Source organism: Acidovorax sp. Leaf78, from assembly GCF_001422735.1.
Taxonomy (GTDB): Bacteria; Pseudomonadota; Gammaproteobacteria; order Burkholderiales; family Burkholderiaceae_C; genus Acidovorax.
The window spans coordinates 12846-39560 of record NZ_LMLZ01000023.1 but is presented as its reverse complement, the minus strand read 5'-3'; the positions used below and the strand labels follow the sequence as shown (position 1 = coordinate 39560).

General features: G+C 66.4%; 26 protein-coding genes and 1 tRNA gene. 11 read left to right on the top strand and 16 right to left on the bottom strand.

From position 1 onward, the window contains the following. Positions 1-118: 118 nt before the first annotated feature. Positions 119-379 (top strand): hypothetical protein, encoded by a 261-nt coding sequence (locus ASF16_RS25660; protein WP_082517080.1) that lies wholly within the window; start codon positions 119-121, stop codon positions 377-379. After that, positions 380-730 carry a hypothetical protein gene (locus ASF16_RS25655; protein WP_082517079.1) on the top strand — a complete coding sequence of 117 codons (351 nt, stop codon included), beginning with the start codon at positions 380-382 and terminating at the stop codon, positions 728-730. Between the two features lie 318 nt (positions 731-1048). Here the strand turns inward: ASF16_RS25655 and ASF16_RS20900 are convergent. The 7 genes from ASF16_RS20900 to ASF16_RS20870 all read right to left on the bottom strand — a co-directional run bounded on the left by ASF16_RS20900 (position 1049) and on the right by ASF16_RS20870 (position 8789). Next, positions 1049-1124 (bottom strand) — tRNA-Thr (locus tag ASF16_RS20900). 12 nt (positions 1125-1136) lie between these two features. After that, positions 1137-2144 carry a class 1 fructose-bisphosphatase gene (locus ASF16_RS20895; RefSeq protein ID WP_056171835.1) on the bottom strand — a complete coding sequence of 336 codons (1008 nt, stop codon included), beginning with the start codon at positions 2142-2144 and terminating at the stop codon, positions 1137-1139. A 43-nt stretch (positions 2145-2187) separates the two neighbouring features. After that, positions 2188-3057, bottom strand: coding sequence for a tetratricopeptide repeat protein (locus ASF16_RS20890; protein WP_235507466.1), 870 nt, complete (start codon positions 3055-3057; stop codon positions 2188-2190). A gap of 15 nt (positions 3058-3072) precedes the next feature. Continuing rightward, entirely contained in the window at positions 3073-5871 is a 2799-nt protein-coding gene (gene pepN / locus ASF16_RS20885) for an aminopeptidase N (RefSeq protein ID WP_056171830.1), read from the bottom strand. Further along, the gene (locus tag ASF16_RS20880; protein WP_056171828.1) at positions 5855-6568 is read right to left on the bottom strand and encodes an HAD family phosphatase; all 714 of its coding nucleotides are present in this window, start codon (positions 6566-6568) and stop codon (positions 5855-5857) included. The genes pepN and ASF16_RS20880 overlap by 17 nt, the downstream gene beginning before the upstream one ends. A 3-nt stretch (positions 6569-6571) precedes the next feature. Next, a protein-coding gene (gene prfB / locus ASF16_RS20875; protein ID WP_156372165.1) for a peptide chain release factor 2 occupies positions 6572-7676 on the bottom strand; the annotation gives its coding sequence in 2 pieces (ribosomal slippage) (positions 6572-7594 and positions 7596-7676; 1104 coding nt in all). A 204-nt stretch (positions 7677-7880) separates the two neighbouring features. Next, complete coding sequence (locus ASF16_RS20870) at positions 7881-8789, bottom strand: alpha/beta fold hydrolase (RefSeq protein WP_056171824.1); 909 nt, start codon at positions 8787-8789, stop codon at positions 7881-7883. 241 nt (positions 8790-9030) lie between these two features. Here ASF16_RS20870 and ASF16_RS20865 point away from each other — a divergent pair, with 241 nt between their 5' ends. Then, on the top strand, positions 9031-10092 hold the full coding sequence (locus ASF16_RS20865) for an aldo/keto reductase (RefSeq protein ID WP_056171823.1): 1062 nt from the start codon (positions 9031-9033) through the stop codon (positions 10090-10092). A gap of 214 nt (positions 10093-10306) precedes the next feature. Here ASF16_RS20865 and ASF16_RS20860 read toward each other — a convergent pair whose 3' ends face one another. Both ASF16_RS20860 and ASF16_RS20855 read right to left on the bottom strand, forming a co-directional pair. After that, positions 10307-11737: a M20 family metallopeptidase gene (locus ASF16_RS20860; RefSeq protein ID WP_056171821.1), complete on the bottom strand. Its 1431-nt coding sequence runs from the start codon at positions 11735-11737 to the stop codon at positions 10307-10309. Between the two features lie 38 nt (positions 11738-11775). Beyond that, complete coding sequence (locus ASF16_RS20855; protein ID WP_056171819.1) at positions 11776-12786, bottom strand: tripartite tricarboxylate transporter substrate binding protein; 1011 nt, start codon at positions 12784-12786, stop codon at positions 11776-11778. A 177-nt stretch (positions 12787-12963) separates the two neighbouring features. On the opposite strand from ASF16_RS20855, the gene ASF16_RS20850 reads away from it, so the two are divergent. From ASF16_RS20850 to plsY, 3 genes are all read left to right on the top strand, one after another. Beyond that, a complete protein-coding gene (locus ASF16_RS20850) occupies positions 12964-13923 on the top strand; it encodes a LysR family transcriptional regulator (RefSeq protein ID WP_056171817.1) in 960 nt (319 codons plus the stop codon). A gap of 91 nt (positions 13924-14014) precedes the next feature. Next, the gene (locus ASF16_RS20845; RefSeq protein WP_056171815.1) at positions 14015-14506 is read left to right on the top strand and encodes an aminoacyl-tRNA deacylase; all 492 of its coding nucleotides are present in this window, start codon (positions 14015-14017) and stop codon (positions 14504-14506) included. Positions 14507-14562: 56 nt separating this feature from the next. Next, positions 14563-15228: a glycerol-3-phosphate 1-O-acyltransferase PlsY gene (gene plsY, locus ASF16_RS20840; RefSeq protein ID WP_056171812.1), complete on the top strand. Its 666-nt coding sequence runs from the start codon at positions 14563-14565 to the stop codon at positions 15226-15228. A gap of 140 nt (positions 15229-15368) precedes the next feature. On the opposite strand, the gene ASF16_RS20835 is transcribed toward plsY, so the two are convergent. The 3 genes from ASF16_RS20835 to ASF16_RS20825 form a co-directional block, all read right to left on the bottom strand. Then, positions 15369-16388 (bottom strand): HD-GYP domain-containing protein, encoded by a 1020-nt coding sequence (locus tag ASF16_RS20835; protein WP_056171810.1) that lies wholly within the window; start codon positions 16386-16388, stop codon positions 15369-15371. A 48-nt stretch (positions 16389-16436) separates the two neighbouring features. Then, a complete protein-coding gene (locus ASF16_RS20830; protein ID WP_056171809.1) occupies positions 16437-17090 on the bottom strand; it encodes a TIGR02281 family clan AA aspartic protease in 654 nt (217 codons plus the stop codon). 172 nt (positions 17091-17262) lie between these two features. Further along, the gene (locus tag ASF16_RS20825; RefSeq protein WP_056171806.1) at positions 17263-17748 is read right to left on the bottom strand and encodes a YajQ family cyclic di-GMP-binding protein; all 486 of its coding nucleotides are present in this window, start codon (positions 17746-17748) and stop codon (positions 17263-17265) included. Between the two features lie 80 nt (positions 17749-17828). Here ASF16_RS20825 and murB point away from each other — a divergent pair, with 80 nt between their 5' ends. Beyond that, complete coding sequence (gene murB / locus ASF16_RS20820) at positions 17829-18905, top strand: UDP-N-acetylmuramate dehydrogenase (protein WP_056171804.1); 1077 nt, start codon at positions 17829-17831, stop codon at positions 18903-18905. 248 nt (positions 18906-19153) lie between these two features. Here the strand turns inward: murB and argG are convergent, their stop codons facing one another. The 4 genes from argG to ASF16_RS20800 form a co-directional block, all read right to left on the bottom strand. After that, a complete protein-coding gene (argG, locus tag ASF16_RS20815) occupies positions 19154-20491 on the bottom strand; it encodes an argininosuccinate synthase (protein ID WP_056171802.1) in 1338 nt (445 codons plus the stop codon). 39 nt (positions 20492-20530) lie between these two features. After that, entirely contained in the window at positions 20531-20848 is a 318-nt protein-coding gene (locus tag ASF16_RS20810; protein ID WP_056171800.1) for a pyrimidine/purine nucleoside phosphorylase, read from the bottom strand. Positions 20849-21020: 172 nt separating this feature from the next. After that, positions 21021-21662, bottom strand: a complete 642-nt coding sequence (locus tag ASF16_RS20805) for a glycine zipper 2TM domain-containing protein (protein WP_056171798.1) — start codon at positions 21660-21662, stop codon at positions 21021-21023. A gap of 135 nt (positions 21663-21797) precedes the next feature. After that, positions 21798-22184: an arsenate reductase gene (locus tag ASF16_RS20800; RefSeq protein WP_056172237.1), complete on the bottom strand. Its 387-nt coding sequence runs from the start codon at positions 22182-22184 to the stop codon at positions 21798-21800. A gap of 48 nt (positions 22185-22232) precedes the next feature. Between ASF16_RS20800 and folC the strand changes: the two genes are divergently transcribed. The 4 genes from folC (at position 22233) to purF (ending at position 26593) form a co-directional block, all read left to right on the top strand. Beyond that, positions 22233-23558 (top strand): bifunctional tetrahydrofolate synthase/dihydrofolate synthase, encoded by a 1326-nt coding sequence (folC, locus tag ASF16_RS20795; protein ID WP_056171796.1) that lies wholly within the window; start codon positions 22233-22235, stop codon positions 23556-23558. Positions 23559-23592: 34 nt separating this feature from the next. Next, the gene (locus ASF16_RS20790) at positions 23593-24450 is read left to right on the top strand and encodes an SPOR domain-containing protein (RefSeq protein WP_056171795.1); all 858 of its coding nucleotides are present in this window, start codon (positions 23593-23595) and stop codon (positions 24448-24450) included. A gap of 64 nt (positions 24451-24514) precedes the next feature. Continuing rightward, entirely contained in the window at positions 24515-25003 is a 489-nt protein-coding gene (locus ASF16_RS20785) for a CvpA family protein (protein WP_056172235.1), read from the top strand. Positions 25004-25087: 84 nt separating this feature from the next. Beyond that, positions 25088-26593: an amidophosphoribosyltransferase gene (gene purF, locus ASF16_RS20780; protein WP_056171793.1), complete on the top strand. Its 1506-nt coding sequence runs from the start codon at positions 25088-25090 to the stop codon at positions 26591-26593. Positions 26594-26715 lie beyond the last annotated feature (122 nt).

Genomic DNA, 26715 nt, shown 5'->3' with positions numbered 1-26715 from the left:
AGGATTTTATAATTCCGGGGTGACCGCGTTCAAACCCCGGAAATTTTCAATTCGCCCATTCCTAGCCCGGATGCCAAGCGCACCGCAAGGCCCGCGCAGCAGGAATGGAAAGCGAACAATGCAAACTCTAGATATTCACAAAGGCGCCGTCCGCCGCCTCATACAGGGGCCCCAGAAATTCCCGCCGCTGGAACAGGTCAACCGCCCCACGGTTCCGACCGAACAAGCCGCTCACTACCTGCTGCGCCGTTCACAGACTTTGAGGAGCTGGGCCTGCGCAGAAACCTTCCCCAAAGGTTTGCGTCCCGTGCGTATCAATGGTCGTTTGGGCTGGCCTGTGGCAGGAATCTGCGCGGTGCTGGGCATGGAGGGCACATAAATGAAAACGCCCGACCCTACAAAAGCAGAATCGAGCGCCACGAACAGCGCGAAATTTACAGGCACTGACAACCCGCGTCATCTGCGTGCAATTGATGCGCTGCTACGCCGCCCTATGCCCCGGGAATCGCTGGACCGCGTTGCCGGAGCTAGCAACTCACCGGAGCTTGTTGCAGAGCTGCGTCGCCGAGGCCTGGACATTCCCTGCGAACGAATCAGCTTTACTGACTGTGATGGCAAAGAGTGCCGCCCTGGCGTCTACAACCTGACCAAAGCCGACCGCCGAAAAATCTACCAATGGATTGCGCGCCGCATCCGTGGAGTTGGCGGACATGGCACACGGACGCTCTAAGGGCGGCAAGGGCGATTCAGGACGGGATTCCGAGGGCTTCGTCGCCCTGCCGTGGTCCGTGCTGGATTGCCCCCTTATGCCCACTTATCGGCGCATGTACCTTGCTCCTTGAGGGGGCCGGCAGTTCGTCCGCGACAACACGGGCGAGACCGATTTTCATTGATTCAATCACACGTAAGCCCAACGCCAGGACGGACCGAACATTGTGTCCAAAGATGCGCGCCCAGGTGGGACGGAGTTGGAACAGTTGCCTACAGATTGCCTACGAGTAAGGATAAAAGAAAAAGCCCTGACTCTTGCGAATCAGGGCTTTTCATTTGGTGCCGGAGAGATGAATCGAACACCCGACCTTCTCATTACGAATGAGCTGCTCTACCGACTGAGCTACACCGGCGTAAGCCTCAAATTATAGCGTGGAATGGTAGCTTGTCACGCGCTCAACCTCATTTTTGGAGCCCAGGATCACGCTGACGCGCTCGTGCAGCTGGGTGGGCTGGATTTCCAGGATGCGCTGTTTGCCGTTGGTGGCGACGCCGCCGGCCTGCTCGACCAGCCAGCCCATGGGGTTGGCCTCGTACATCAGGCGCAGCTTGCCGGGCTTGTTCGGTTCGCGCTTGTCCCAGGGGTACAGGAAGATGCCGCCGCGGGTCAGGATGCGGTGCACGTCGGCCACCATCGAGGCGATCCAGCGCATGTTGAAGTCCTTGCCGCGGGGGCCGTCCTTGCCCTGCAGGCATTCGTCGATGTAGCGCTTCACGGGCTCGTCCCAGTGGCGCATGTTGCTCATGTTGATCGCGAATTCCTTGGTGTCGTCGGGAATGCGCACGTTCTCTTCGGTCAGCACGAAGGAGCCTTGCTCGCGGTCCAGCGTGAACATGGCCACGCCGTCGCCCACCGTCAGCACCAGGGTGGTCTGCGGGCCGTAGATGCAGTAGCCTGCGGCCACCTGGCTGGTGCCGGGCTGCAGGAAGTCGCCGGCTTCCACGCCGCGGTCGTCGTCGGGCTTCTTGAGCACGCTGAAGATGGTGCCGATGCTGACGTTCACGTCGATGTTGCTGGAGCCGTCGAGGGGGTCGAACAGCAGCAGGTATTCGCCCTGCGGGTATCGGTTGGGCACCAAGTAGATGCCGTCCATTTCTTCGGACGCCATGGCCGCCAGGTGGCCGCCCCATTCGTTGGCTTCGATCAGCACTTCGTTGGCAATGATGTCCAGCTTCTTCTGGATCTCGCCCTGCACGTTCTCGCTGGAAGCCGTGCCCAGCACGCCGCCGAGCGCGCCTTTGTTGACGGCCTGGCTGATGCTCTTGCACGAGCGGGCCACCACTTCGAGCAGCAGGCGCAGCTGCGAGGGGATGAGCCCGTCGATGCGTTGCTGCTCGACCAGGTAGCGGGTGAGGGAGATGCGGGAGCTCATCGGTGGATCGTCCTTGAGGCTGTGGGTGGTGATGTGAAAGGGGTCAGCGCGACTGCTCGCGCTCGGTCAGCTCTGCCAGGGTCGCCTCGGTTTCAGCCAGCAGGTCGTCGTCGCCGCTGGCGTGGGCGATGGCCACGCGTTGCTGGAACAGTCTGCGGGCCAGCGCAGAGTCGCCGCCTTCGTGGGCGAGCACGCCTTGCTGGAAGAGCGTGTCCAGCACGATGTCGTCGTCGTGCAGCGCTTGCCCCAGGGCCAGGCGCTGCGCCAGGTACTGCTGCGCCTTGGGGTGGTCGCCCAGCTCGTAGGCGTTTTGCGCCAGGTTGTTGATCAGGCCCGACAGGCGTGCGTCCTGGGCGGAGCCAAAAGCGCTTTGCGCGTCCACCAGCAAGGGCTGGTTGTGCGCCAGGGCCTCCGCAAAGCGGCCGGCTTCGTGCAGGGCGTAGCCGATCTCTTCGCGGATGCCCAGCTTCTGCTCCATGCTCAGCACCGCGTCGGCATGGTCGGCCCACTGCGCCGACTGGCGCAGGTGCTCGATGGCGGTGTCGTACTCCTCGGACTGCAAGGCCGATTCGCCAATGGCGTAGTGCTGCTGGTAGCGGTCGGTGGGTGTGAGGTCGCCCAGCGCCTCACGGATGGCCAGCGCGCGCAGGCCCAGGGGCAGGCCCTCGTCGTCCATCTGCCGCTTGGAGTACACGACGAACTGCAACCACAGCAACTGCGCCAGCTCGGACGATTCAGCGCCCAGGCCTTCGGCCAGCGGGCGCAGCGCCGCCAAGTCGGCCGACATGGCTGAGCCGCTGAACATGGCGCCCTCGTCGTACACGGTGTCGCGCAGCGGGTTGAAGCGCTGCGCGAACTGCTGCGCGGGGATGGATGCAGAGGAAGAGGAAGAGGAAGAGGGTGGCATCGACATCGGGCCGCTGTCCCCTCAGTCTGCCAGTGCGCGGGTGACCACCTCGCGCACATCGTTGGACAAGTCGGGCTTGGACGCGATGCGCGCGATGGCTTCGCGGGCGGCCGTGCGCCAGGGCTCGGCCAGCTTCTTCCAGCGGTCCAGCGCGCGCGCCAGGCGGGCGGCGACCTGCGGGTTGATGGCGTCGAGCTCGATCACCCGGTCGCTCCAGAACACGTAGCCCGCGGCATCCGCGCGGTGGAAGGCGCCGGGGTTGGCGCTGCAGTAGCTGAAGATCACGCTGCGCGCGCGGTTGGGGTTCTTCAGGCTGAAGTCCGGGTGCTGCATGAGCTGGCGCACGGCGAGCAGCACGTTGCCGCCGCGGTCGGGGGCGCCCGCCTGCAGCGCGAACCACTTGTCGATGACGAGCGGCTCGTCCTTGAACATCGCATGAAAGCGCGCCAGCGCTGGCGCCGCCAGTTCACTGCCGCTGGCCACCAGGGCGGTCAGGGCGTTGAAGCGGTCGGTCATGTTGCTCGCCACCTTGAAGCGCTGCAGCGCCTTGCCGGGCCAGACGGCGTCGCCGGTCTTTTGCGCGGCGATGCACAGCATGTGCAGCGCCAGGCCGCTCAGTGCGCGGCGGCCGGAGGAAACCGGGTCGGGGCTGTAGCCACCGGTGTCCTGGTTGTGTTCCCACACGGTCTCCCAGTCGGCTTGCAGCGACACGGCCAGTTGCTCGCGCATGGCTTCGCGCACCGCGTGGATGCGCTGCGGGTCGACCACGGCCAGCTGTTCGGCGATGTAGGTCTCGGACGGCAGCGTGAGCACCAGCTCCTTGAACGCAGCGTCCAGCAGCGGGTTGCGCAGCACGGCGCGCATGGCGTCCACAAACTCTGCAGGCAGGATTTGAGAGTCTGATGGGCCGCTACCGCTTGTCTGTTGTGCGCTACCAGCTACAACATTGATAGCGGCGCACGCAAAGCGCAGGGCCAGGCGCTGGCCAGCTTCCCAGCGGTTGAACGCGTCGGTGTCGTTGGCCAGCAGGGCCAGCAGCTGGGCGTCGGTGTACTCGATGTCCAGCACCACCGGGGCGCTGAAACCGCGCAGCACGGATGGCACGGGCTCGGCGTCCACGTTGGTGAAGGTGAGCGTCTGCGAGGCTTCGGTGAGCACAACCACGCGCGACGTGGGCACCGCGGCGTCAGCAGCGTCGGTGCCAGCGCCTTCACCCGACAGGTGCAGAGGCAGGGCGGCGCCGGTGGCGGCGTCGATGAGGCCCAACTCCACCGGTATCACGAAGGGCAGCTTCTCGCTCTGGCCGGGCGTGGGGTCGCAGCTTTGCGCCAGGGTGAGCGCATAGCAGCGCGTGGCGGCGTCGTAGCGGCCTGTGGCGCGCACGCGGGGCGTGCCGGCCTGGCTGTACCAGCGCTTGAACTGGGGCAGGTGCTGCGCCAGGGGGCTGCCCGGGTTGGCGTCGGCAATGGCCTGCACGAAGTCGTCGCAGGTCACGGCGTGGCCGTCGTGGCGTTCGAAGTACAACTTCATGCCTTTGGCAAAGCCTTCGCGGCCCACCAGGTTGTGCTGCATGCGCACCACCTCTGCACCCTTTTCGTAGATGGTGACGGTGTAGAAGTTGTTGATCTCGACGTAGCTGTCGGGCCGCACCGGGTGCGCCATGGGGCCCGCGTCTTCGGGGAACTGGGCGGTGCGCAGCACGCGCACGTCCTCGATGCGCTTGACGGCGCGGGCCGACGGGCTGCCGGCCAGGTCCATGCTGAATTCCTGGTCGCGAAAGACGGTGAGGCCTTCTTTCAGCGACAGCTGGAACCAGTCGCGGCAGGTCACGCGGTTGCCGGTCCAGTTGTGGAAGTACTCGTGGCCGACCACGCTCTCGATGTTGGCGAAGTCCACATCGGTGGCCGTCGATTCGCTGGCCAGAACGTACTTCGTGTTGAAGATGTTCAGGCCCTTGTTCTCCATGGCGCCCATGTTGAAGTCGCTGGTGGCGACGATCATGAAGCGCTCCAGGTCCAGCGGCAGGCCGAAGCGGGCTTCGTCCCAGGCCACGCTGTACATCAGCGAGTTCATGGCGTGTTCGGTCTTGCCCAGGTCGCCGGGGCGCACGTACACCTGCAGCAGGTGGTCGGTGCCCGAGCGGCTCTTGATGTGCTGCTCGCGCGCCACCAGCTTGCCCGCCACCAGGGCGAACAGGTAGCAGGGCTTCTTGTGCGGGTCGACCCACTTGGCGAAGTGCCGGGCGCCGTTCGGGCCGTCTTCCAGCGGACCGCTGTCCACCAGGTTGCCGTTGCTCAGCAGCACCGGGTATTGGGCCTTGTCGGCGCGCAGCGTGACGGTGTAGCTGGCCATCACGTCGGGCCGGTCCAGGAAGTAGGTGATGCGGCGAAAGCCCTCGGCCTCGCACTGCGTGAAGAATGTGCCCTGGCTCACGTACAGGCCCATGAGCTGGGTGTTCTTGGCGGGGCAGCAGGTGGTGAAGATCTCGAGCGTGAAGGGCTCGTTGCCGTTGTCTTCGATGGTGGGCAGGTTCTCCAGCACCAGGCGGGAGCCTTCCATCTTGAACGAGGTGCCTTGGCCGTTGACCAGCACGCGCGCCAGGTTCAGCTCGTCGCCGTCGAGCTTGAGCGGCTGCGCGGCCACGTCGGGGTTGCGGCGCAGCAGCATGCGGTTGAGCACGCGGGTCTTGGCGGGGTCCAGGTCGAAGGTCAGCTCGACGCTGTCGATCCAGTAGGCGGGGGCGTTGTAGTCCTCGCGGCGGATGGCGGCCGGGTGGGCCACTGCGTCTCCGCTTCCGTCTGCTTTATGCAGTTGCAACATGGATGCTCTCCAGAAAGTCGGTGTTCATGAGTTCGGTGTAGTCGCGCACGGCGGCCACCACGTGGGGGCCCGCCAGTTCGTCTGCACTGTGGGTGCTGCAAATGGCCACGGCACGCATGCCGGCGCGCCGCGCGGCCTCGATGCCGAAGGGCGCGTCTTCAAACACGATGCAGTGCTCAGGCGCCACGCCGATGCGGCGCGCGGCCTCCAGAAAGATCGCCGGCTGCGGCTTGCCGGGCAGGCCCTCGTCGCCGCGCACGATGGCCAGCGGAGCGGGCTGCAGGGCGAGGTGGCCCAGCGCGAACTCCACGTTGCCGATGTCCCCCGCCGTGCCCACCGCCACCTTCAGGCCGCGCGCATGCACCTGCGCCGCGAACGCGCGAAAGCCGGCCACTTCGGCAAAGCGTGGCGCGAACAGCTCGCGGTAGATGGTTTCCTTCTCGTGCGTGAGCGCGTCGGCTTCTTCCTGCGACACCGCGCGGCCCAGCAGCTCCACGATGCACTCGGTGCCGTTGCGGCCCGTGGTGCGGGCCATGAGGTCGGGCACATCGATGTGCATGCCGCGGCGGCGCGTGAACTCGACCCAGGCCTGGGCGTGCCAGGGCATGGAGTGGATCATGGTGCCGTCCATGTCGAAGATGATGGCTTCGGTGTGCGCGGGCGAACCTGCAGTGCGCAGCGATGGGGTGGCGGACATGGGTTACACGCCCTGCTTGAGCGAGGCTTCGATGAACGCGTCCAGGTCGCCGTCCAGCACCTTTTGCGTGGCCGAGATTTCGACGTTGGTGCGCAGGTCCTTGATGCGGCTGTTGTCCAGCACGTACGAGCGGATCTGGTGGCCCCAGCCCACGTCGGTCTTGGTGTCTTCCAGCTTCTGGGCTTCTTCCTGGCGCTTGCGCATCTCGAAGTCGTACAGCTTGGAGCGCAGGCGCTGCCACGCGATGTCGCGGTTGCCGTGCTGGCTGCGGCCGTCCTGGCACTGCACCACGATGCCGGTGGGGATGTGGGTCAGGCGCACGGCCGAGTCGGTCTTGTTGATGTGCTGCCCGCCCGCGCCGGATGCGCGGTAGGTGTCGGTGCGCACGTCGGCCGGGTTGATGTTGATCTCGATGGAGTCGTCGATCTCCGGGTAGACGAACAGCGACGCGAACGAGGTGTGGCGGCCGCCCGAGCTGTCGAACGGGCTCTTGCGCACCAGGCGGTGCACGCCGGTTTCGGTGCGCAGCAGGCCGTAGGCGTACTCGCCCTCGACCTTGATCGTGGCGCTCTTGATGCCGGCCACGTCGCCCGGGGTTTCTTCTTCGACCGTGGTCTTGAAGCCCTTGCGCTCGGCGTACTTCAGGTACTGGCGCAGCAGCATGCTGGCCCAGTCGCACGCCTCGGTGCCGCCCGCGCCGGCCTGGATGTCGACGAAGCAGTTGAGCGGGTCGGCCTCGTTGCGGAACATGCGGCGGAACTCCAGCTCTTCGATGAGCGGGCGCAGCTTGGCGGTCTCGGCCTCGATGGTGAGCAGGCCGGGCTCGTCGCCTTCTTCCTTGCTCATGTCATAGAGCTCGGTGTTGTCGGCCAGCTCGCGCGTGAGCTTGTCGAGCGTGACGACCACGCCCGAGAGCGACTTTTGTTCCTTGCCCAGCTCCTGGGCCTTCTTCGGGTCGTTCCAGACCGAAGGGTCTTCCAGCGATGCGTTTACCGTGCGCAGGCGTTCGAATTTGGCATCGAAGTCAAAGATACCTCCGTAACTCTTGCGTTCGCAGAGTCAGGTCGCTGAGGGAGGTGCCGATGAGGTTGATACGTTCTGCGTCCATGATTCTTGTCCTTGGGTGTTCTGTGGAATAACCCGCGATTTTCTCATGGGACGGCCTCTTGCCCCGGCAAAGCCCTCAGGAGCGCTGCTCGCCGGGCCGCAGAGGGGCCGCGGCACCGCTGTCAGTGAATGAAAATGTCAAAAATGATAGCTGCTGGCGCTTGCTGGTCGAGCGGTAGCGAGCATTTTGATGGTGCTAGGCGCTTCAGGCGGCGGCCAGGAACGTTTCGATCAGCTGCGCCACCTGCCCGGGCTGGTCGTGGTGCAGCATGTGCCCGGCGTCCTGCACGACGGCGGTGCGCACGTCGCGCACATGGGTCAGGCGCTGGTGGTATTCCTCCAGGCTGTACCTGCCCTTCCACCACTGGCCCAGGCTGTCGTCGCTGGCTTCCACCGCCAGCACGGGGGCGGCGATGCGGTCGTACAGCGCCAGCGCCTCGTCCAGCCGGTAGAGCTGCGCGCTGGTGATCTTGTGGGCCGGGTCGCCCAAAATCTCCCACTGGCCCTGGGCGTTGGGCCGGGCCCAGTGGCCGGCCAGCCAGCGGGCCTTGTCCTCGGACAGGCGCGGGTTGGTCTTCATCAGCCGGCGGGCCACGCCGTCCTGGCTGTCGTAGGTCTTGAGGGCCAGCTCGCCGCTGCGCAGCTGCTTGAGCTCGTCGATCCACTGCGCATAGCGCTTGGGCGCCTGCTCGGGCTTGGAGGCGGGCATGCCGAAGCCCTCCAGGTTGACCAGGCGGCGGATGCGCTCGGGCCGCACGCCCGCATACATCATGGCGATGTTGCCGCCCATGCTGTGGCCCACCAGGTCGATGGCTTCGCCGGGGGCGTAGTGGTCCAGCAGCATGTCCAGGTCGGCCAGGTAGTCGGCAAAGAAGTAGTGGTCGGCCTGCGCGGTGGAGGTAAGGCCGAAGCCGCGCCAGTCGGGCGCGATGATGCGGCGCTCCTGCTGTAGTGCGTCCACGGTGAACTGGTAGGACGCACCCACGTCCATCCAGCCGTGCAGCAGCACCAGCGTGGGCAGCGGGCTGTGTTCCGGGCCCCAGTGGCGGACGTGGTAGGTCAGGTGGCGCAGGGGCAGCGTGCTGCTGCGGGAGGGCTTGAGCGGGGTGTACATGGGCGGCGGCGCGAAGTGGGGCAGCAGGAAGGTCCCGCAAAGCGCAGGGCCTGCGGGTGTCCCTGGATGGTAATGGGGCGGCCCGCTGCACCGCCGCCATCGGTGTCGCCTGCGCGGCTGGTGGGGCGGCGGGTGGCGCAGGGGCGAGGCAGGCTCTTCGGGCCGCCCTGGGGCGGCCTGCAGAGCGCAGCGAAATCCATTATTCTGCGCAGTCCTTCGTTTGCCCGTACTCCTTCTTTCCATGCAAAAAATCCAACTCGGCACCAGCGATCTGCAGGTCACTCCCATCTGCCTGGGCACCATGACTTTTGGCGAGCAGGTGGCAGAGGCCGATTCGCACGCCATCCTCACGCGCTCGCTCGACCGGGGTGTGAACTTCATCGACACGGCCGAGATGTACTCGGTGCCGGCCAAGGCCGAGACCTTTGGCGCCACCGAGACCATCATCGGCAACTGGTTCGCCAAGAACCCCGGCGCGCGCCAGAAGCTGGTGGTGGCCACCAAGGTCGCAGGCCCCTCGCGCGGCATGCCCTGGGTGCGTGAAGGCAAGGGCATGACGCCGGCCGACATCGTGGCCTCGTGCGACGCCAGCCTGCGCCGCCTGCAGACCGATGTGATCGACCTCTACCAGATCCACTGGCCCGAGCGCCACGTGCCCGCCTTCGGCAACCTGTACTACGACCCCGCCAAGGAAACGTCGCAGACCCCCATCCACGAACAGCTGCAAGCCCTGGCCGGCCTGGTCCAGGCCGGCAAGGTGCGCCACATCGGCCTGTCCAACGAGAGCCCTTACGGCGTGCACGAATTCGTGCGCCTGGCCGAGCAGCACGGCCTGCCGCGCGTGGCCACGGTGCAAAACCCGTACTGCCTGATCAACCGCACCTGGGAAAACGGCCTGGACGAAACCTGCCACCGCCTGAACGTGTCGCTGCTGGCGTACTCCCCGCTGGGCTTCGGTTTGCTGACCGGCAAGTACGACGACAGCGGCCTCACCGGCCCGGGCGCTCCGCAGGGCGCGCGCATCGCCACCTACGAGTCGGTGCGCAAGCAGCGCTGGGGCCGACCCGAGGCGCTGGCCGCATCGCGCCGCTACAACCAGCTGGCCCGCGACAACGGCCTCACGCCCACACAACTGGCCCTGGCGTTCTGCTACACCAAGTGGCAGGTCGCCAGCACCATCATCGGCGTGACGTCGGTGGCGCAACTGGACGAAGACCTGAACGCCTGGGACACCAAGCTGTCGCCCGAGGTGCTGCAGGCGATCGACGCAATCCGCTGGGAAATACGCGACCCTGCACTGTGACGCTCCCCCCTGAGTCGCCTGCAGCGCCTCGGTGCAGCCACGGGACGTGGCAGCCCTTCGGGCACGTCCAAGCCTGCGCAGGCAGGCTCGGAGCCGCGGCCCTCAGCCCCTGAGGGGGACGACACCCTCGCTGCGGGGCGGCCCTTGCTGGGTGTCTCTCGCCTGGGGCCGCACCAGTTTTTTAGGCCACGCGCGACGGGTCGCGGCCAGTAGCTCACACCGTCGACGGGGCTACTTGTGTGGTCAGCGCGCCTTCCTTCCACGGCACGCCGTGGGCCTCGCCCAAATCCCAGAACAAGCCGGCCATCACCGCAAGCCCTTCGCGCGCCACCGACGCCAGCAGATGCTCGTTGGGTGCGTGCTGCGCGCAGGCCGGGTACGAATGCGGCACCCACAGCGTGGGCAGGCCCAACTGGTCGGCAAAGATGTCGTTGGGCAGCGAGCCCGCCAGGTTGGGCAGCAGCGTGGCGGCCTGGCCGGCGCTGGACTGCAGCGAGGCCAGGGTCCAGTCCACCCAGGGGTTGTGCAGGTCCAGCCGCGTGGCCCCGCACACCATGCCCATGGTGATCTCCACATCAGCGAAACCATGGGCGTCCAGGTGCTCGCGCAGCGTGCGTTCCACGTTGCGCCAGTCGGTGCCCACCACGAAGCGCAGCTGGCAGTGCGCCACCGCGCTGGACGGAATGGCATTGATCGGACGTTGCGCATTGCCGGAGCCCAGCGCCAGCACCTCCAGCGTATTCCAGCCCACCAACTGCTCGGCGGGCGTAAGGCCCGGCTCGCCCCAGCCGGGCGTGAGCGCGGGGTCGTCCGCACCGGCGCCGATCACCACGTCTTTCAGCGCGGTGCGCAGCTTGTCGGGCACCGAGGGCGGCAGCAGGCCTTTGACGAGGATGCGGCCCTGGGCATCCACCAGCGTTGCCAGCGCATGCGTGACCACCGTGGCCGGGTTGGCCAGCACGCCGCCCCAGTTGCCCGAGTGGTAGGCCTTGTCGCGGCTGCGCACGGTGAGCGAGAAGTTGATCGCGCCGCGCGACCCGAGAAAGAGGGTGGGGTGGCCCGCATTCACGCGGGGGCCGTCGCTGGCGACGAACAGGTCGGCCTTCAGCTCATCGCTGTGCTGCTCGCAGAACGCCGCCAGGCCGGGCGAGCCCGCTTCCTCGCCCATCTCCATGATCAAGGTCACGTTGTAGCCCAGGCGGCCGCTGCGCGCTTCGATGGCGTGGGCGAGGGCGGCCAGGCTCACCGTGTGCTGGCCCTTGTTGTCCGCCGTGCCGCGGCCGTACCAGCGGTTGCCTTCGATGGTCATCTCCCAGGGAGAGAGGCCCTCGCGCCAGTTGCTCTCCTGCCCGTTGACCACGTCGCCGTGGCCGTAGGTGAGCACGGTGGGCAGGGCCGGGTCTTCCACGCGCCGCGCGACGAGGAACGGCCCACCCTGGGGCGAGGGGTTGTCCAGCACCTGGCAGTCGAAGCCCAGGGGCGCCAGCCACGGCACCATTTCATCGGTAAGGTACAGGCGCAGTTCGGGCGGCACCTTGCCGGTGTCGCTCTCGGTGCGCCAGGCCACGCGGCGGCGCAGGTCGCCCTCGAAGCGGCCGTCGTCGAAGTAGTGCTGGACGCTGTCTATCAGTTGTTCGCGGGTCATCGTGCGGGTCCTTCCTGAGGTTGTCGTCTCTGCATTCATCAGTCCACCACGATCTTGGCGCGGTGGGCCAGTGCGCGGTAGCGGCCGATCTCGTTGTCCATGGCGGTGTGCATGGCTTTGGGGCCGATGAACACCGGCTCCATGCCCTGGGCGCGGATTTGCTCCTGCAACTGCGGGTCGCGCAGGGCGGCTTCCACTTCCTTGAGCAGCTTGTCCACGATGGGCGCCGGCGTGCGCGCGGGCGCTGCCACGGCGTACCAGCCGTCGAAGGCCGCGTCGGGCAGCTTGAGCTCCTGCACGGTGGGCACCGTGGGCAGGGCGCGGGCGCGCTCGTTGCCCGCAATGGCCAGGGCGCGCAGCTTGCCGGACCGCACGTGCGGCGCGGCGCTGGCCACGGTGTCGACGGCCATCTGGATCTCGCCGCCGATCAGGCCCATCATGGCCTGGGCGCTGCCGCGGTAGGGCACGTCCTGCAGGCGCACATCGGCCGCCTGCTCGATCAGCGCGCCCACCAGGTGCGGTGCAGAGCCCGAGCCGAAGGTGGCGTAGTTGATGGTCTTGGGCGCGGCTTTGGCCGCTGCCAGCAGCCCCGCCAGGTCCTTGTACGGCGAGGTGGCACTGACCACCACCACCAGCGGTGCGCGCGCAATGATGGCCACCGGGGCCAGGTCCTTGAGCGGGTCGTAGGGCAGCTTGGGGCGCAGCGCGGCGTTGACGGTGTAGCTGGTGGAGCCCGACACCAGCAGGGTGTAGCCATCGGGCTCGGCTTTGACCACGCTGTCGGTGCCGATGATGGTGGAGGCGCCGGGCTTGTTGTCGACGACGACCGGCTGGCCCAGGCGGGTGGCCAGCTTCTGGCCCAGCGCGCGGGCCACGGCGTCGGTGCCGCCGCCGGGCGGAAACGGCACCACCAGGCGCACGGACCGCTGGGGCCACGCATCCGGCTGCGCAGCCGTCTGGGCGAAGGAGGGGGTGCCGACACCGGCAAGGATTGCCAAGGTGGCCAGTACGGCGGACAACAACGAGGGGCGAACGAGGCGTTTTTTCATGCGGACTCCGGTGGTGAGGCCTGGGCGCAGGTTGCAGCTGCCACAAGGCGGCGCGGCATGTGCACACGGGCATGGGTGAATTGGAGCCCTAAGCCATGCAAGATGGAAGCCGGTTTACCATTGCTTTGAATAGAGATTTGGCAACTGACCATTGCCTTTTTGTGACTGGACGCCGCCATGCCGATTTCACTGCTCAGCCTGCCCGTGCGCTACTTTCTGGAGGTGGCGCGCACGGGCTCCGTCAACCAGGCGGCGCAGCGCCTGCATGTGGCGGCCTCGGCCGTGAGCCGCCAGCTGGGCAAGCTGGAGGACAGCCTGGGCGTGGTGCTGTTCGAGCGCCAGGCACGCGGCATGGCGCTGACCGAGGCAGGCACCCACCTCTTGGCCCACGCCAATGCGCACGACGCGCAAGCGACCGAACTCGTGGATCAACTGCAGGGCTTGTCGGCCCAGGGCGCCGTGCGCGTGCGCGTGGCCTGTACCGAGGGTTTTGCCGCCACCTTCATGCCGCTGGTGATGTCCAGCTTTCGGCAGGCCCACCCGCAGGTGCAGCTGCAATTGCAGGTGGCCGTGCCGCAGGAGGTGTCGGCCCTGGTGCTGCGCGGGGAGGTCGACCTGGCGCTCAAATACAGCGTGGCGCCCGAGAAGGGGCTGCAGGTGCTGCACTCGGCCATCGCACCCATCTACGCGATCATGCCGGCGCAGCACCCGCTGGCGCGCCAGCGCAGCGTGTCGGTGGCCGATGTGGTGCGCTACCCGCTGCTGATGGGCGCCAACAGCACCACCGGACGGCAGCTGTTCGACCTGAGCTGCGCGGTGCAGGGGCTGCGCTATGTGCCGGCGGTGGAGAGCAACTTCTCGTCCGCGCTGCTGCCGCTGCTCAGCGGCCAGGACGTGGCGCTGGCCAGCTACCTGACCGCGGCGCGCTGGGTGGAAGCGGGCCTGCTGGCGGCCCGGCCTTTCGACGAGGCGCAGCTGCAGCAGCGGCGCCTGCAGGTACTGGCGGGGGACGGGCGGGTACCGTCGGCGCTGGTGCAGCAGTTCACCGATGCGCTGGTGGCCGCCATCGAGCAGTACGGCAAGCGCAAGGTCGGGCGGCGCAAGGCACGGGGCGCCGCGCAGTCCGCGTGGCCGTGACGGCGCGGGCGGCACTGGCGTCGGCAGCCGTCGCACGGCGGGCGGGCGGCTCGGCAAGTGGCTACCATTCGCTTCCTACCCAGACCGCACCATGGCCAAGAAAGAACACGTCTCCGAAACCCAAGCCACCCAGTTGCTCAAGGCGAACAAGGTCGCCTTCACCGAGCATCCGTACGAGTACCTGGAGCACGGCGGCGCGCTGCACAGTGCCGAGGTGCTGGGGCTCGATCCTTTCACCGTCGTCAAGACGCTGGTGATGCAGGACCAGGACGCCAAGCCGCTCCTGGTGCTGATGCACGGCAACCGCAAGGTCTCCACCAAGAATCTGGCGCGCCAGATCGGCGCCAAATCGGTGGAGCCGTGCGCGCCGGAGGTGGCCAACCGGCACAGCGGCTACTTGGTGGGCGGCACCTCGCCGTTCGGCACGCGGCGCACCATGCCGGTGTACATCGAAGAGACCATTCTGGAACTGCCCCGCATCGCCATCAACGGCGGGCGGCGGGGCTTTCTGGTGCAGCTGGACCCGCAGGTGTGCGTGCAGTTGCTGGGTGCCAAGCCCGTGCACTGCGCGCTGGCAGAATAGGCCGCCCTGACCACAGCCCGCCAGAAGGCTGATCCACCGACCAACGAGGAATTGCTTTGACTGCCGTCTACCCCCTGCTTGCCACCGTGGCCGCCTACCTGCTGGGCTCGCTGTCGTTCGCCGTCATCGTGACGCGCGTCATGGGCCTGAGCGACCCGCGCACCTACGGCAGCAAGAACCCTGGCGCCACGAACGTGCTGCGCTCGGGCTCCAAGGCCGCGGCCATCATCACGTTGCTGCTTGATGCCCTGAAGGGCTGGCTGCCCGTGGCGCTGGTGATGTGGTTCGGCCACCCCTATGGCCTGGAAGACGGCACGGTGGCCATGGTGGGCCTGGCGGCGTTCCTGGGGCATCTGTGGCCCCTGTTCTTCCGCTTCGAGGGCGGCAAGGGCGTGGCCACCGCACTGGGCGTGCTGATGGGCATCAGCCCGTGGCTGGGCCTGGCCACCGCGCTCACCTGGGTCATCATCGCGTTCTTCTTTCGGTACTCGTCGCTGGCCTCGCTGGTGGCTGCGGCGTTTGCGCCTGTGTACTACCTGCTGGTGGATGGCGTGGTCTGGTATGCCGAAGGCACGATTGCGGCGTCCATCGTGGTGATGGCGCTGCTGCTTGCTTGGCGCCACAAGGAAAACATCCAGCGGCTGATTGCGGGCAAGGAGTCGCGCCTGGGCAGCAAGAAGGCCAAGCCGGGCGCAGAGGCTGCGGGCAAGAGCACCAAGTAGTGGGTTCTAGGGGTTTGGCGGGGTGTGCAGGTCGTACGGCTTGCGCGGGCCGTTGCCTACCCTGTGTCAGCCCCACCGTACCGGCCGACGCATCAAACCACGGTGCCTGGCGTGGCGTGTTGGCCTGAGCTGACCTGGGGCTAGAGCGTGCTCGGGCCCGTCGGAAAGCTGCGCGGCCCGGCGCTGTGCTGTGCCGCATACAGGCCCAGCCGCATCATCGTGCGGTGGTTGAGCTCCAGGCTCACGGCAGACCGGGCCAGGGCCGACTGGATGCGCGGCTTGCCGCTGGCGGTCTGGTACAGGCTCGGCTGCGCATGGTGTTGGCCGCTGCGGTCCAGCAGGCTCGCGACCAGCGGGTGGTTGGCTTTTTCGCTGCGGCGCAGCACGATGGCGGTTTCACCGTTGTCCAGCTTCACAAAGGTGCCCGGCGGGCACAGGCCGATGGAGCGCACCAGCGTGTAGCTCACCTCGTCGCGCTGGTCGATCTCCTGCCCCACGATGGCCCGTACTGAGTCGGTCGCGCTGCGGCCGGCGCGGGACTTGCGCGGGCTGATCATGGCCGCGTAGCGGTCGATGGTGCCCAGGATGCGGGTGAGGCGGTCTTCAGGGTCTTGCTGCGCCAGCGGCACCCGGTCGGCAATGCTGGCATGGTGCTGCCCCACCACATCCAGCCACAGAGCGTCGCTGATGAACAGGCGCTCCAGCACCAGCATGCTTTCTTCGGGGTGGCCCTTGATCGCCTCTTGCTGCGCGCTGGTGGGGCGTTCGCGCTGCTCGGCCAGTTCGTCCTGCAGGGCGGTCATGCCGATGTTCATCGTCAGGGCTGCGCGCACCAGGCTGTCGCGTTCACGCTGGGGCAGCTGCAGCTCCTGCGCCATGATGTGGCACAGCGTGCCGCACACCAGCGCGTGCGACGCGCTGTAACCCACGGTGGACGTGGACGCCAGCTGGAACATCAAATACAGCGCGGCATCGATGTCGTGCGCCACCAGGTCCTGCAGCCAGCCGTCGAACTGGCGCACCTTGGCCGGAAAGTCCTGCACCTGCAGCGGCCGCGAGAGCAGCACCGACAGGGCGGCCTCTAGGTCCGACCACAGGCTCAGCAGGTCCTCGTATTCGCCTTCGGCGTGGTGGTTTCCGTTGGGGTATTGGACGGACATGGCCGGGTGTGGAGGACGTGCTGGGGTGCTTGTGGGCTGGCTGCGCGGTCAGTTGCGCTTTTCCAGCACCATCTCGTTGTTGATGCGGGTCATCTGGAACTCGTTCAGCAGGCTGTTGCCCAGCAGCACGTACGGCATGGGTTGGGGCGTGATGACCGCCTCGATACCGAACACTTCCACATCGCCCAGCCGCACCGAATCGAGCTTGATGCGCCAGCCCTGCGTGACGCCGTTGGCGGTGTTCATGCGCACCGGCTGGCCGTTCAGGTAGTTCAAGCCCATGCGGTCGGCATCCGCCCGGCCAATGGCCACGGACGACGCTCCGGTGTCCACCATGTACTGCATCACCCGGCCGTTGATGGTGCCGCTGTTCACGAAGTGCCCGCGGCTGTCGGCCATCATCACCACGCGCTTGCCGCTGCCGCCCTTTCTGCCTACGCTCACCGGCGCTTCGCCAAGGCGCAGCACGCGCTGCGCACCCTTGACCTCGACCGTGGCCTCGTCCTTGCCTACGGACAAGACCTTGACCCCCTGGAACTCATCCCCTGCGCCCAGCGCCCGTGGCGGATGTGCATCCACCACCAGCAGCGCCTTGCTGCCTAGCATGCCTGCAATGCCCACCGACTGGGCGTGCGCCAAGGCAGGTGCCAGGCACAAGGCGGCGATGACGGGAGCGAGTGGCAGGAGGAGTCTGGTTTTCATGGATGTGCTGCCACTGTGCGTCGTACAACGCGCCCCCGTGGATACTGGCGCTGCCAAAGCCAGCAGACGCCGCGCAAGGGCCGCCCCGCCGCGCTGGCGTCGTCCCCCTTCCCGCGCAAAGCGCGAGAGAAGGGGAAAGGCGCGCAGCGCCTCAGGGGGTTGCCACACAGGCCTAGTCCCTGAAGTTGTCGAACGACAGCGGCACGTCCGTCACATCCTTGCGGATCAGTGCCATGGCGGCCTGCAGGTCGTCGCGCTTGGCGCCGGTCACGCGCACCTTGTCTTCCTGGATGGCGCCCTGGACCTTGAGCTTGCTCTCCTTGAGCAGCTTCTGGATCTTCTTGGCCAGCTCGCTCTCGATGCCGTTCTTCACCTTGATGACCTGCTTGACCTTGTCGCCGCCGATCTTCTGCACGTCGCCCATGTCCAGAAAGCGCACATCCACATTGCGCTTGGTGAGCTTGTTGCGCAGCACGTCTTCGATCTGGGTGAGCTGGAAGTCGGCATCGCCGACCAGGGTGATGTCCTTGTCCTTGATTTCGATGCTGGCCGATGTGCCCTTGAAGTCGAAACGGGTGGCGATTTCCTTGGCGGTGTTTTCGACCGCATTCTTCACTTCGACCAGGTTGGCTTCGCAGACGGTGTCAAAAGATGGCATGGTGACTACTCTCAATCAATCTCGGGGAAACAGGGGGTGTGGGCAGGGGGCACGCAAGGCCCGATGCGACAATCGGGCCAATGGTAGTCGAGAAAAACGCCCCTTTGCAGCCCTGCAACACCTTTGGCATCGCCGCGCGCGCCCAGACCCTGGTGCGCATCCACGCCTCTTCGGATGTGCTGGCCGTGCTGGCTGACCCGCAACTGGCGCCCGCCCCCAAGTTCGTGCTGGGCGGCGGCAGCAACATCATCCTCACGGGCGACGTGAAGCCGGTGGTGCTCAAGATGGAGATCAAGGGCCTGCGCCTGGTGGAAGAAACGCCCAAGGCCTGGATCGTGGAGGCCGGTGCCGGCGAGGCCTGGCACGACTGCGTGGCCTGGACGCTGGCAAACGGCTTTCCAGGGCTGGAGAACCTGGCGCTCATCCCGGGCACGGTGGGCGCATCGCCCGTGCAGAACATTGGCGCCTACGGCGTGGAGCTGCAGGACCGGTTCGAGTCGCTGGACGCCATCGATCTGGCCACCGGCCAGTCGTTCACGCTGGATGCGGCGCAGTGCGGCTTTGGCTACCGGGACTCGGTGTTCAAGCATGGCGCGCCTTCTGACGCGCTGGACGCCAATGGCCTGCCGCGCGGCATGGGCCTGCAGGGGCGGGCCGTCATCACCCATGTGCGCTTTCATCTGCCCAAGCCCTGGAAGCCGGTGCTGGGCTACGTGGACCTGGAGCGTCGCATGGCCGACGAGGGTGTGCAGCAGCCCACCGCCCAGCAGATCTTTAACTGGATCTGCGAGATCCGCCGCGCCAAGCTGCCCGACCCCGCGGTGGTGGGCAACGCCGGCAGCTTCTTCAAGAACCCCACCGTCTCGCCCGACCAGTGCGCCGACATCATCGCCCGCGAGCCGCGCATCGTGCACTACCCCATGCCGGACGGCAGCATCAAGCTGGCCGCCGGCTGGCTCATCGACGCCTGCGGCTGGAAGGGCAAATCCATCGGCAAGGCGGGCGTGTACGAAAAGCAGGCGCTGGTGCTGGTCAACCGGGGGCAGGGTGCCGACAGCGTGACCGGCGGCGAGGTGATGACCTTGGCCAAGGCGATCCAGACCAGCGTGTACGAGCGCTTCGGCATCCGCCTGGAGCCTGAGCCGGTGGTGGTATAGCGCGTTCGGCGCGGTGCCCCGGTCCGCTGAGGTTTAGAGACCGGCGCACCATGCAAAAAGCCACCGGATCAATGATCGGTGGCTTTGCTATATGTTTGATAGCTGCTAGCGCTTGTCTATCAAGCGGTACGGGCTATTTTTATGCTTATTCAACACTGGTGCAGCCTAGGGAGCCGTGCTCCGTGCCGCCGTAACAGGTGGGGTGAGGGCGTCCGGGATTGCTCTCCGGTGCCACGCCCACCTGGACCTCACTTGCGGTCGTTTTCCAACTGGGCCAGGGCCGCGTTGCCGCCCAGCGACAGCAGGCCGGACTTGGCGTACACGCCCAGCTTGTTGCGCGTGTCCGAGATGTCCAGGTTGCGCATGGTCAGCTGGCCGATGCGGTCCAGCGGGCTGAACGGCGCGTCTTCGACCTTTTCCATCGACAGGCGCTCGGGCGCGTAGGTCAGGTTGGGCGATTCGGTGTTCAGCAGCGAATAGTCGTTGCCGCGGCGCAGCTCCAGCGACACGGTGCCGGTGATGGCGCGTGCCACCCAGCGCTGGGCGGTTTCGCGCAGCATGATGGCCTGCGGGTCGAACCAGCGGCCCTGGTACAGCAGGCGGCCCAGTTTCAGGCCGTTCATGCGGTACTGCTCGATCGTGTCTTCGTTGTGGATGCCGGTCACCAGGCGTTCGTAGGCAATGTGCAGCAGCGCCAGGCCCGGGGCCTCGTAGATGCCGCGGCTCTTGGCTTCGATGATGCGGTTCTCGATCTGGTCGCTCATGCCCAGGCCGTGGCGTCCGCCGATGCGGTTGGCTTCCAGGATCAGCTCGACCGGGTCGTTGAACTCCTTGCCGTTCAGGGCGACAGGCTGGCCTTCGTGGAAGGTCACCGAGACTTCCTCGGCTTTGACCGCCACATCGTCCTTCCAGAACGCCACGCCCATGATGGGGTTCACGATGCGGATGCCGCTGGAGAGAAACTCCAGGTCCTTGGCCTCGTGCGTGGCGCCCAGCATGTTGCTGTCGGTGCTGTAGGCCTTCTCGGCGCTCATCTTGTAGCCGAAGCCCGCTTGCGTCATGAACGCCGACATCTCGGCACGGCCGCCCAGCTCGTCGATGAACAGCTGGTCCAGCCAGGGCTTGTAGATCTTGAGCGACGGGTTGGTCAGCAGGCCGTAGCGGTAAAAGCGCTCGATGTCGTTGCCCTTGAAGGTCGAGCCGTCGCCCCAGATGTTGACGTCGTCTTCCTTCATGGCCGCCACCAGCATGGTGCCGGTCACGGCACGGCCCAGGGGCGTGGTGTTGAAGTAGGTCAGGCCGCCGGTGCTGATGTGAAAGGCGCCGGCCTGCAGCGCGGCGATGCCTTCGTGGGCCAGCTGCACGCGGCAGTCGATCAGGCGGGCCTTTTCAGCGCCGTACTCCATCGCCTTGCGGGGGATGGCGTCGTAGTCGGGCTCGTCGGGCTGGCCCAGGTTGGCGGTGTAGGCGTAGGGCACGGCGCCCTTGAGCTTCATCCAGTGCAGGGCTGCGCTGGTGTCGAGGCCGCCGGAGAAGGCGATGCCGACCTTCTGGCCGGTGGGCAGGTTTTGGAGGATGGTGGCCATTGCGGTGTCCGTTGTCGTCGTCGAAGGGGAGGGTCCGGATCAGCCGAAATGGCAGATGTAGTGGTACGCCTCGGTCACGCGGATGTCGAACTTGGAGTTGCCCGGCACGCTGAACTTCTCGCCCGCCGCGGACTTCACCCAGCTGTCGGTGCCGTCGAGCTTGTACTCGCACGAGCCCGCCACGCATTCCATGATTTCCGGCGCGCCGGTGTTGAACGTGAGCGTTGCGGGCAGCACCACGCCCACCGACTTCTTCGTGCCATCAAGGAAGGTGATGCCGTGGCTCACGCACTTGCCGTCAAAGTACACGTTGGCCTGGGTGGTGACGGACACGCCGTCGATTTTTTCGGTGGTCATGGATGCGCTGGTTTGGGTTGGAGGAAACCCGCGATTTTAGGGCAGGGGGCGTGGCCTGCCCGACAGCGCGCTCGCAGTGTTTGTGCGGTGCGGCGCTGCGGGTTTGCAAAGGCCATGAAAAAAGAGCCCTCAAAGGGCTCTTTTGGGCTACCAAGCGGGCCCTGCGAGGGGCTTAGCGCCAGTACGGATTGCGGTGGTGGTAGGGGCGGTCGTACCCGTACTCGATCACTGTCACGGGCGGCGTCACGTAGGTGGGCTGCTGGTACACAGGCTGCACCGGATAGGTCGACGTGACCACGCCAGGCTGGCTGTACACGCCCTGGGACGCATACGGGTCGGGCTGCGTGGAATAGGTCTGGCCAGGCTGCACGCTCACCGGAATCCAGCGGCCTGGGTCGTGCTGGGTGCGGGTGGTGTACTGGCGGCCGGCATATTCATAGACCACGTCGTAGCCCACGGTGCGGTTCTGGTAGTACGTCTCGGTGGTGCAGCGCTGCACGTTCTGGTACTGCGGCTGGCCGCCCTCGATCTGGTTGCCGATCACGGCGCCACCGATCAAGCCGATGGCTGTGGCGGCGGCCCGGCCGCTGCCCTTGCCGATGGCATTGCCGGCTGCGCCACCGGCAATCGCGCCCACCACGGCGCCAGCGCCGGTCGTGCGGTTGCCGTTGTAGACGGTTTCATTGCCGCAGACCTGCTGGGGCGTGGCGATTTGCTGCACGACAGGCGTGGCCGACAGCACGCGGCCCTGTTCCTGAGCGCTGGCCACCGTGGCAACGGCTGCGATGGCGGAAAAAATGACGATCTTTTTCATGGAGAAACTCCTTTCGGGTCGGTACATAACGCACCAGACTGTGGAAAAGTTTAGGCCTGCGAGGTCAATTCCGGGCCGTGAAGCCGTAAATCTGCGTAAAGATTTGTGCGATATCTCCGGTCTTCACGCATTGATTCAGGCTTTTTCGCCCTCTCCGCGCCAAGCCAGCCATTGATCAGGCACAAAACCCACTGAAACATGGGTCTTGCCGCCTTGGCGCCACTCCACCACCGGGCGCTTGACGACACTGGGCTGGGCCTGGAGAAGGGTGCTGGCACTGCTTTCGTCCTTCACCGCCGACTGGGTGTCGGAGTCGAGCTTGCGCCAGGTGGTTCCCTGGCGGTTGACCAGCTTTTCCCAGCCTACGGCGTTCATCCAGCCGGGCAACCGGTCGGCGGGCACGCCCTGTTTTTTGAAGTCGTGGAACACGTGCTCCAGCCCCTGTTCCGTGAACCAGGCGCGGGATTTCTTGACCGTGTCGCAGTTGGGAATGCCGTAGAGAGTGATGTGTGAGGTTGTCATGGCGCACATCATCCGGCAATTGCGCGGTGGGCGACAATCCCGCCCTGTATGCACACCACCCATCACACCCTGGAAGACTGGCTGCGCCACTGCGAGCAGCTGCACCCCCGCAATATCGACATGGGCCTCGACCGTGTGCGCGAGGTGGCCCAGCGCATGGCGCTGCGCTTCGACTGCCCCGTGATCACCGTGGCAGGCACCAACGGCAAAGGCTCCACCTGCGCCATGCTGGAGGCGGTCGCGCTGCAGTCGGGCTACCGCACGGGGGTGTACACCTCGCCCCACCTGGTGCACTTTGAAGAACGCTGCCGCATCCACGGCGAGATCGTGGGTGCATCTGATTTGATAGCGCACTTCGCTGCCGTGGAAAGCGCCAGGGTGCAAAACGGCGATGAAATTTCGCTCACGTATTTTGAATTCACCACGCTGGCCATCCTGCGCCTGATGAGCCAGTCGCGCCTGGACCTGGCCATCCTGGAGGTGGGCCTGGGCGGGCGGCTCGACGCCACCAACGTGATCGATGCCGACTGCGCCATCATCACCAGCATCGACATCGACCACACCGAGTTCCTGGGCCCCGACCGGGAGAGCATCGGCCGCGAAAAGGCCGGCATCATGCGCACCGGCCGCCCCGTGGTGGTCAGCGACCCGATGGCTCCGCAGAGCGTGGTCGACCACGCCCTGGAGATCGGGGCGGACCTGTGGCGCTTTGGCAAGGACTTCAACTTTTCGGGCGACAAGCAGCAGTGGAACTGGGCCGGGCGGGGCCGCCGCTACGCTGGCATGGCCTACCCGTCGCTGCGCGGCGCCAACCAGCTGATCAACGCGTCGGGCGTGCTGGCGGCGTTCGAAGCCCTGCGCGAACGCATTCCCGTCACGGCCCAGGCGGTGCGCAATGGCTTGGCCATGGTCGAGCTGCCCGGCCGCTTCCAGATCGTGCCGGGCCAGCCGACGCTGGTGCTGGACGTGGCGCACAACCCGCATTCGGTGGCGGCGCTCACGGCCAATCTGGATGCGATGGGGTTCTTTCCGACCACCCACGCCGTCTTTGGCGCCATGGCCGACAAGGACCTGGCGCCCATGCTGGCCAAGGTGGGGCCGCTGATCGACCGCTGGTACTTCACCAACCTGCCCACGCCCCGGGCCGAGACGGCAGCCGTGCTGCAGCAGAAATGGAACGCCGTGCACATGGTGGCGGGCGGGCGCCGCGATGTGGAGTCGAGCTTGCACGCAGACCCCGTGGCAGCCCTGCAGGCGGCGGTCGAGGCGGCAGACCCCGCTGATAGAATCGTGGTCTTTGGCTCGTTTTTCACGGTGGGCGGTGTGTTGGTCAACGGCACGCCCCGCCTGCACGCCAAACATCTGGGCCAATAGGGACGCATCCGAGGTCTGAACGAGTCGTTACTCCATGGCATTTTTCAAGTTTCGCTGGCCCGGTCAGAGTGAGCAGGCGCCGGCCGAAAAGCCCGCCAAGCGTCCGCGTGCCCCGCAGGCGGACAGCATCGAAGTGATGCGGCGGCGTGCCCGCCACCGGCTCATCGGTGCGGCTGTGCTGGTGCTGGTGGGCGTCATCGGCTTTCCCATGCTGTTCGACACGCAGCCCCGGCCGATCCCGGTCGACATTCCCATCGAGATTCCTGATCGCAACAAGGTCGCACCGCTGGTGGTGCCCGGCCCTGTGGCCCAGGCGCCTGTTGCCGCTGCTGCGCCCAGGCCTGCGACGACCCCCGCTCCCGAGGCGGCTGCGCCAGCGCCGCGTGTGGCAACGGCCCCCGCACGCAGTAACGCCGCAGGCAACGGTCTTACCGATGGCGAAGAACTGGTGCAAGGCTCCTCACGCCCCGCAGCGTCCAAGCCTGCCGTGGCTGCCGCCACGCCGGCCAAGCCTGAAGCGAAGCCAGAACCCAAGCCCGAGCCCAAACCTGCGCCAGAGCACAAGCCGGCCACCAGGCCCGATGACGCGGCCCGCGCCCGTGCGCTGCTCGAAGGCCGCCAGGCCGAGCCCGCTGCGGCGGCCACTGCGGCCAAGCCCGACGAAAGCCGGTTCATCGTGCAGGTGGGTGCCTTCGCCGACGCCGAAAAGGCCCGCGAGGCGCGCACCAAGGTCGAGCGATCTGGCATGAAAACCTATACCCAGGTAGTGGACACCAAGGACGGCAAGCGCACGCGGGTTCGCGTCGGACCGTTTTCGGACCGTGCCGAGGCCGACAAGGCGGCGGCCCGCATCAAGGCGTTGGACCTGTCTGCGTCGGTGCTGGCGCTGTGAGTCGCGCTCAGGTTGATCTGGCCGACGGCTAACTGATTCATTGACTGATTGATTGAGCGTGTCCGTGGCAGCCCTGGACTGGATCTTTGTGGCGGTGCTGCTGGCGTCGATGCTGATCGGCGCGTGGCGGGGCCTGGTGTTCGAGGTGCTGTCGCTGCTCGGATGGGTGGTGTCGTTTTTTGTGGCGCAGTGGTTTGCCGACGATATGGCGGCGTTGCTCCCCATGGGCGAGTCGGCGGGGTCGCTGCGGTATGCCGCCGGATTCGCGGTGGTTTTCATCGGGTCGGTATTTGTGTGCGGTTTTCTGACCTGGCTGGCCAAGAAGCTGGTCGAGGCCATCGGGCTCAGACCGGCAGACCGCACGCTGGGCGCAGTGTTCGGGGTGCTCAGGGGCTTGGTGCTGCTGTTGGCTGTGGCCGTGGTGGCGGGCCTCACGCCCATGCATGAGGCGCCCTGGTGGCAGGAATCCTGGGGCGCGCCGGTATTGGCCGAGTTGCTCAAGGGGTTGAAACCTGCGTTACCGGAAGAATTTGGAAGGCATCTGCCTTCCTGAGGTGGATATCAATGTGGTGGTGGCCAGAAGCTGCCGCTGTGTGATTGCCGCGGGGCTGTTCCCGCAAACGGATGGAAAAAACTTATGTGTGGAATCGTCGGCGTCGTCAGCACAACGCCCGTCAACCAGCTGATCTATGACGCGCTGCTGCTCCTGCAGCACCGCGGCCAGGATGCAGCAGGCATCGTGACCCAGCAGGGCCGCAAGTTCTTCATGCACAAGGCCAAGGGCATGGTCCGCGACGTGTTCCGCACGCGCAACATGCGGGCCCTGCCCGGCAGCGTGGGCCTGGGCCAGGTGCGCTACCCCACCGCCGGCAATGCCTACAGCGAGGAAGAGGCCCAGCCCTTCTACGTGAACGCGCCGTTCGGCCTGGTGCTGGTGCACAACGGCAACCTGACCAACGCCCAGACGCTGCGCACGGAACTGTTCCAGACCGACCACCGCCACACCAACACCGACAGCGACTCGGAAGTGCTGCTCAACGTGTTCGCGCACGAACTGGAGCGCGCCACTGCAGGCGTACCGCTGCGGCCCGAAAACGTGTTCGACGCCGTGCGCGCCGTGCACAAGCGCATCAAGGGCTCGTACGCAGTGATCGCGATGATCGCCGGCCATGGCCTGTTGGCCTTCCGCGACCCGCACGGCATCCGCCCGCTGGCGATTGGCCGAAGCGCGGACGGCAACGTCATGGTGGGCAGCGAATCGGTGGCCCTGGAAGGCACCTCGCACGTGTTCGAGCGCAACGTCGAACCCGGCGAGGCCGTGTTCATCACGCTCGATGGCACCGTGCATTCGGCCCAGTGCGCCGAGAACCCGCAGCTCAACCCCTGCATCTTCGAGTTCGTCTACCTGGCGCGCCCCGATTCGGTCCTGGACGGCATCTCGGTGTACCAGGCCCGCCTGAACCTGGGCGAGGCCCTGGCCAAGCGCGTGGTCTCCACCGTGCCGCCTAATGAAATCGACGTGATCATCCCCATCCCCGAGTCGAGCCGCCCCAGCGCCACGCAGCTGGCGCACCTGCTGGGCGTGCCGTACCGCGAGGGCTTCGTCAAGAACCGCTACGTGGGCCGCACCTTCATCATGCCCGGGCAGGGCGTGCGCAAGAAATCCGTTCGCCAGAAGCTCAACGTGATCGCCAGCGAGTTCAAGGGCCGCAACGTGCTGCTGGTGGACGACTCCATCGTGCGCGGCACCACCAGCCGCGAGATCGTGCAGATGGCGCGCGACGCCGGTGCCCGCAACGTCTACCTGGCCAGCGCCGCGCCACCGGTGCGCTACCCCAACGTGTACGGCATCGACATGCCCACCAGCAGCGAGCTGGTGGCCCATGGCCGCACGGTGGAAGAAATCCGCCAGGCCATCGGCTGCGACGCCCTGATCTATCAGGACGTGGACGGCATGAAGCGCGCCATAGGCTCGCTCAACAAGTCCATCGTCGGCTTTGACGCATCGTGCTTTGACGGCACCTACGTCACGGGCGACATCACCGCCGAAGACATCGCACGCCTGAACGAAGGCCGCGTAGGGGTGGAAGAAAACGAGGAAGACACCTCCCGCCTGGCGCTTCCCAACGCCCAGGATGCGTGAAGCGGATTTGCCTTCAACCGGCTAACGTCGCTCCGGAGCCTTGCCGTGCTACAGCACTGTCTGCGGCTCCCCGCCTAGTTATCCGGCTGAATCCAAATCCGCAGGATAGTTTTTGGTGCGGC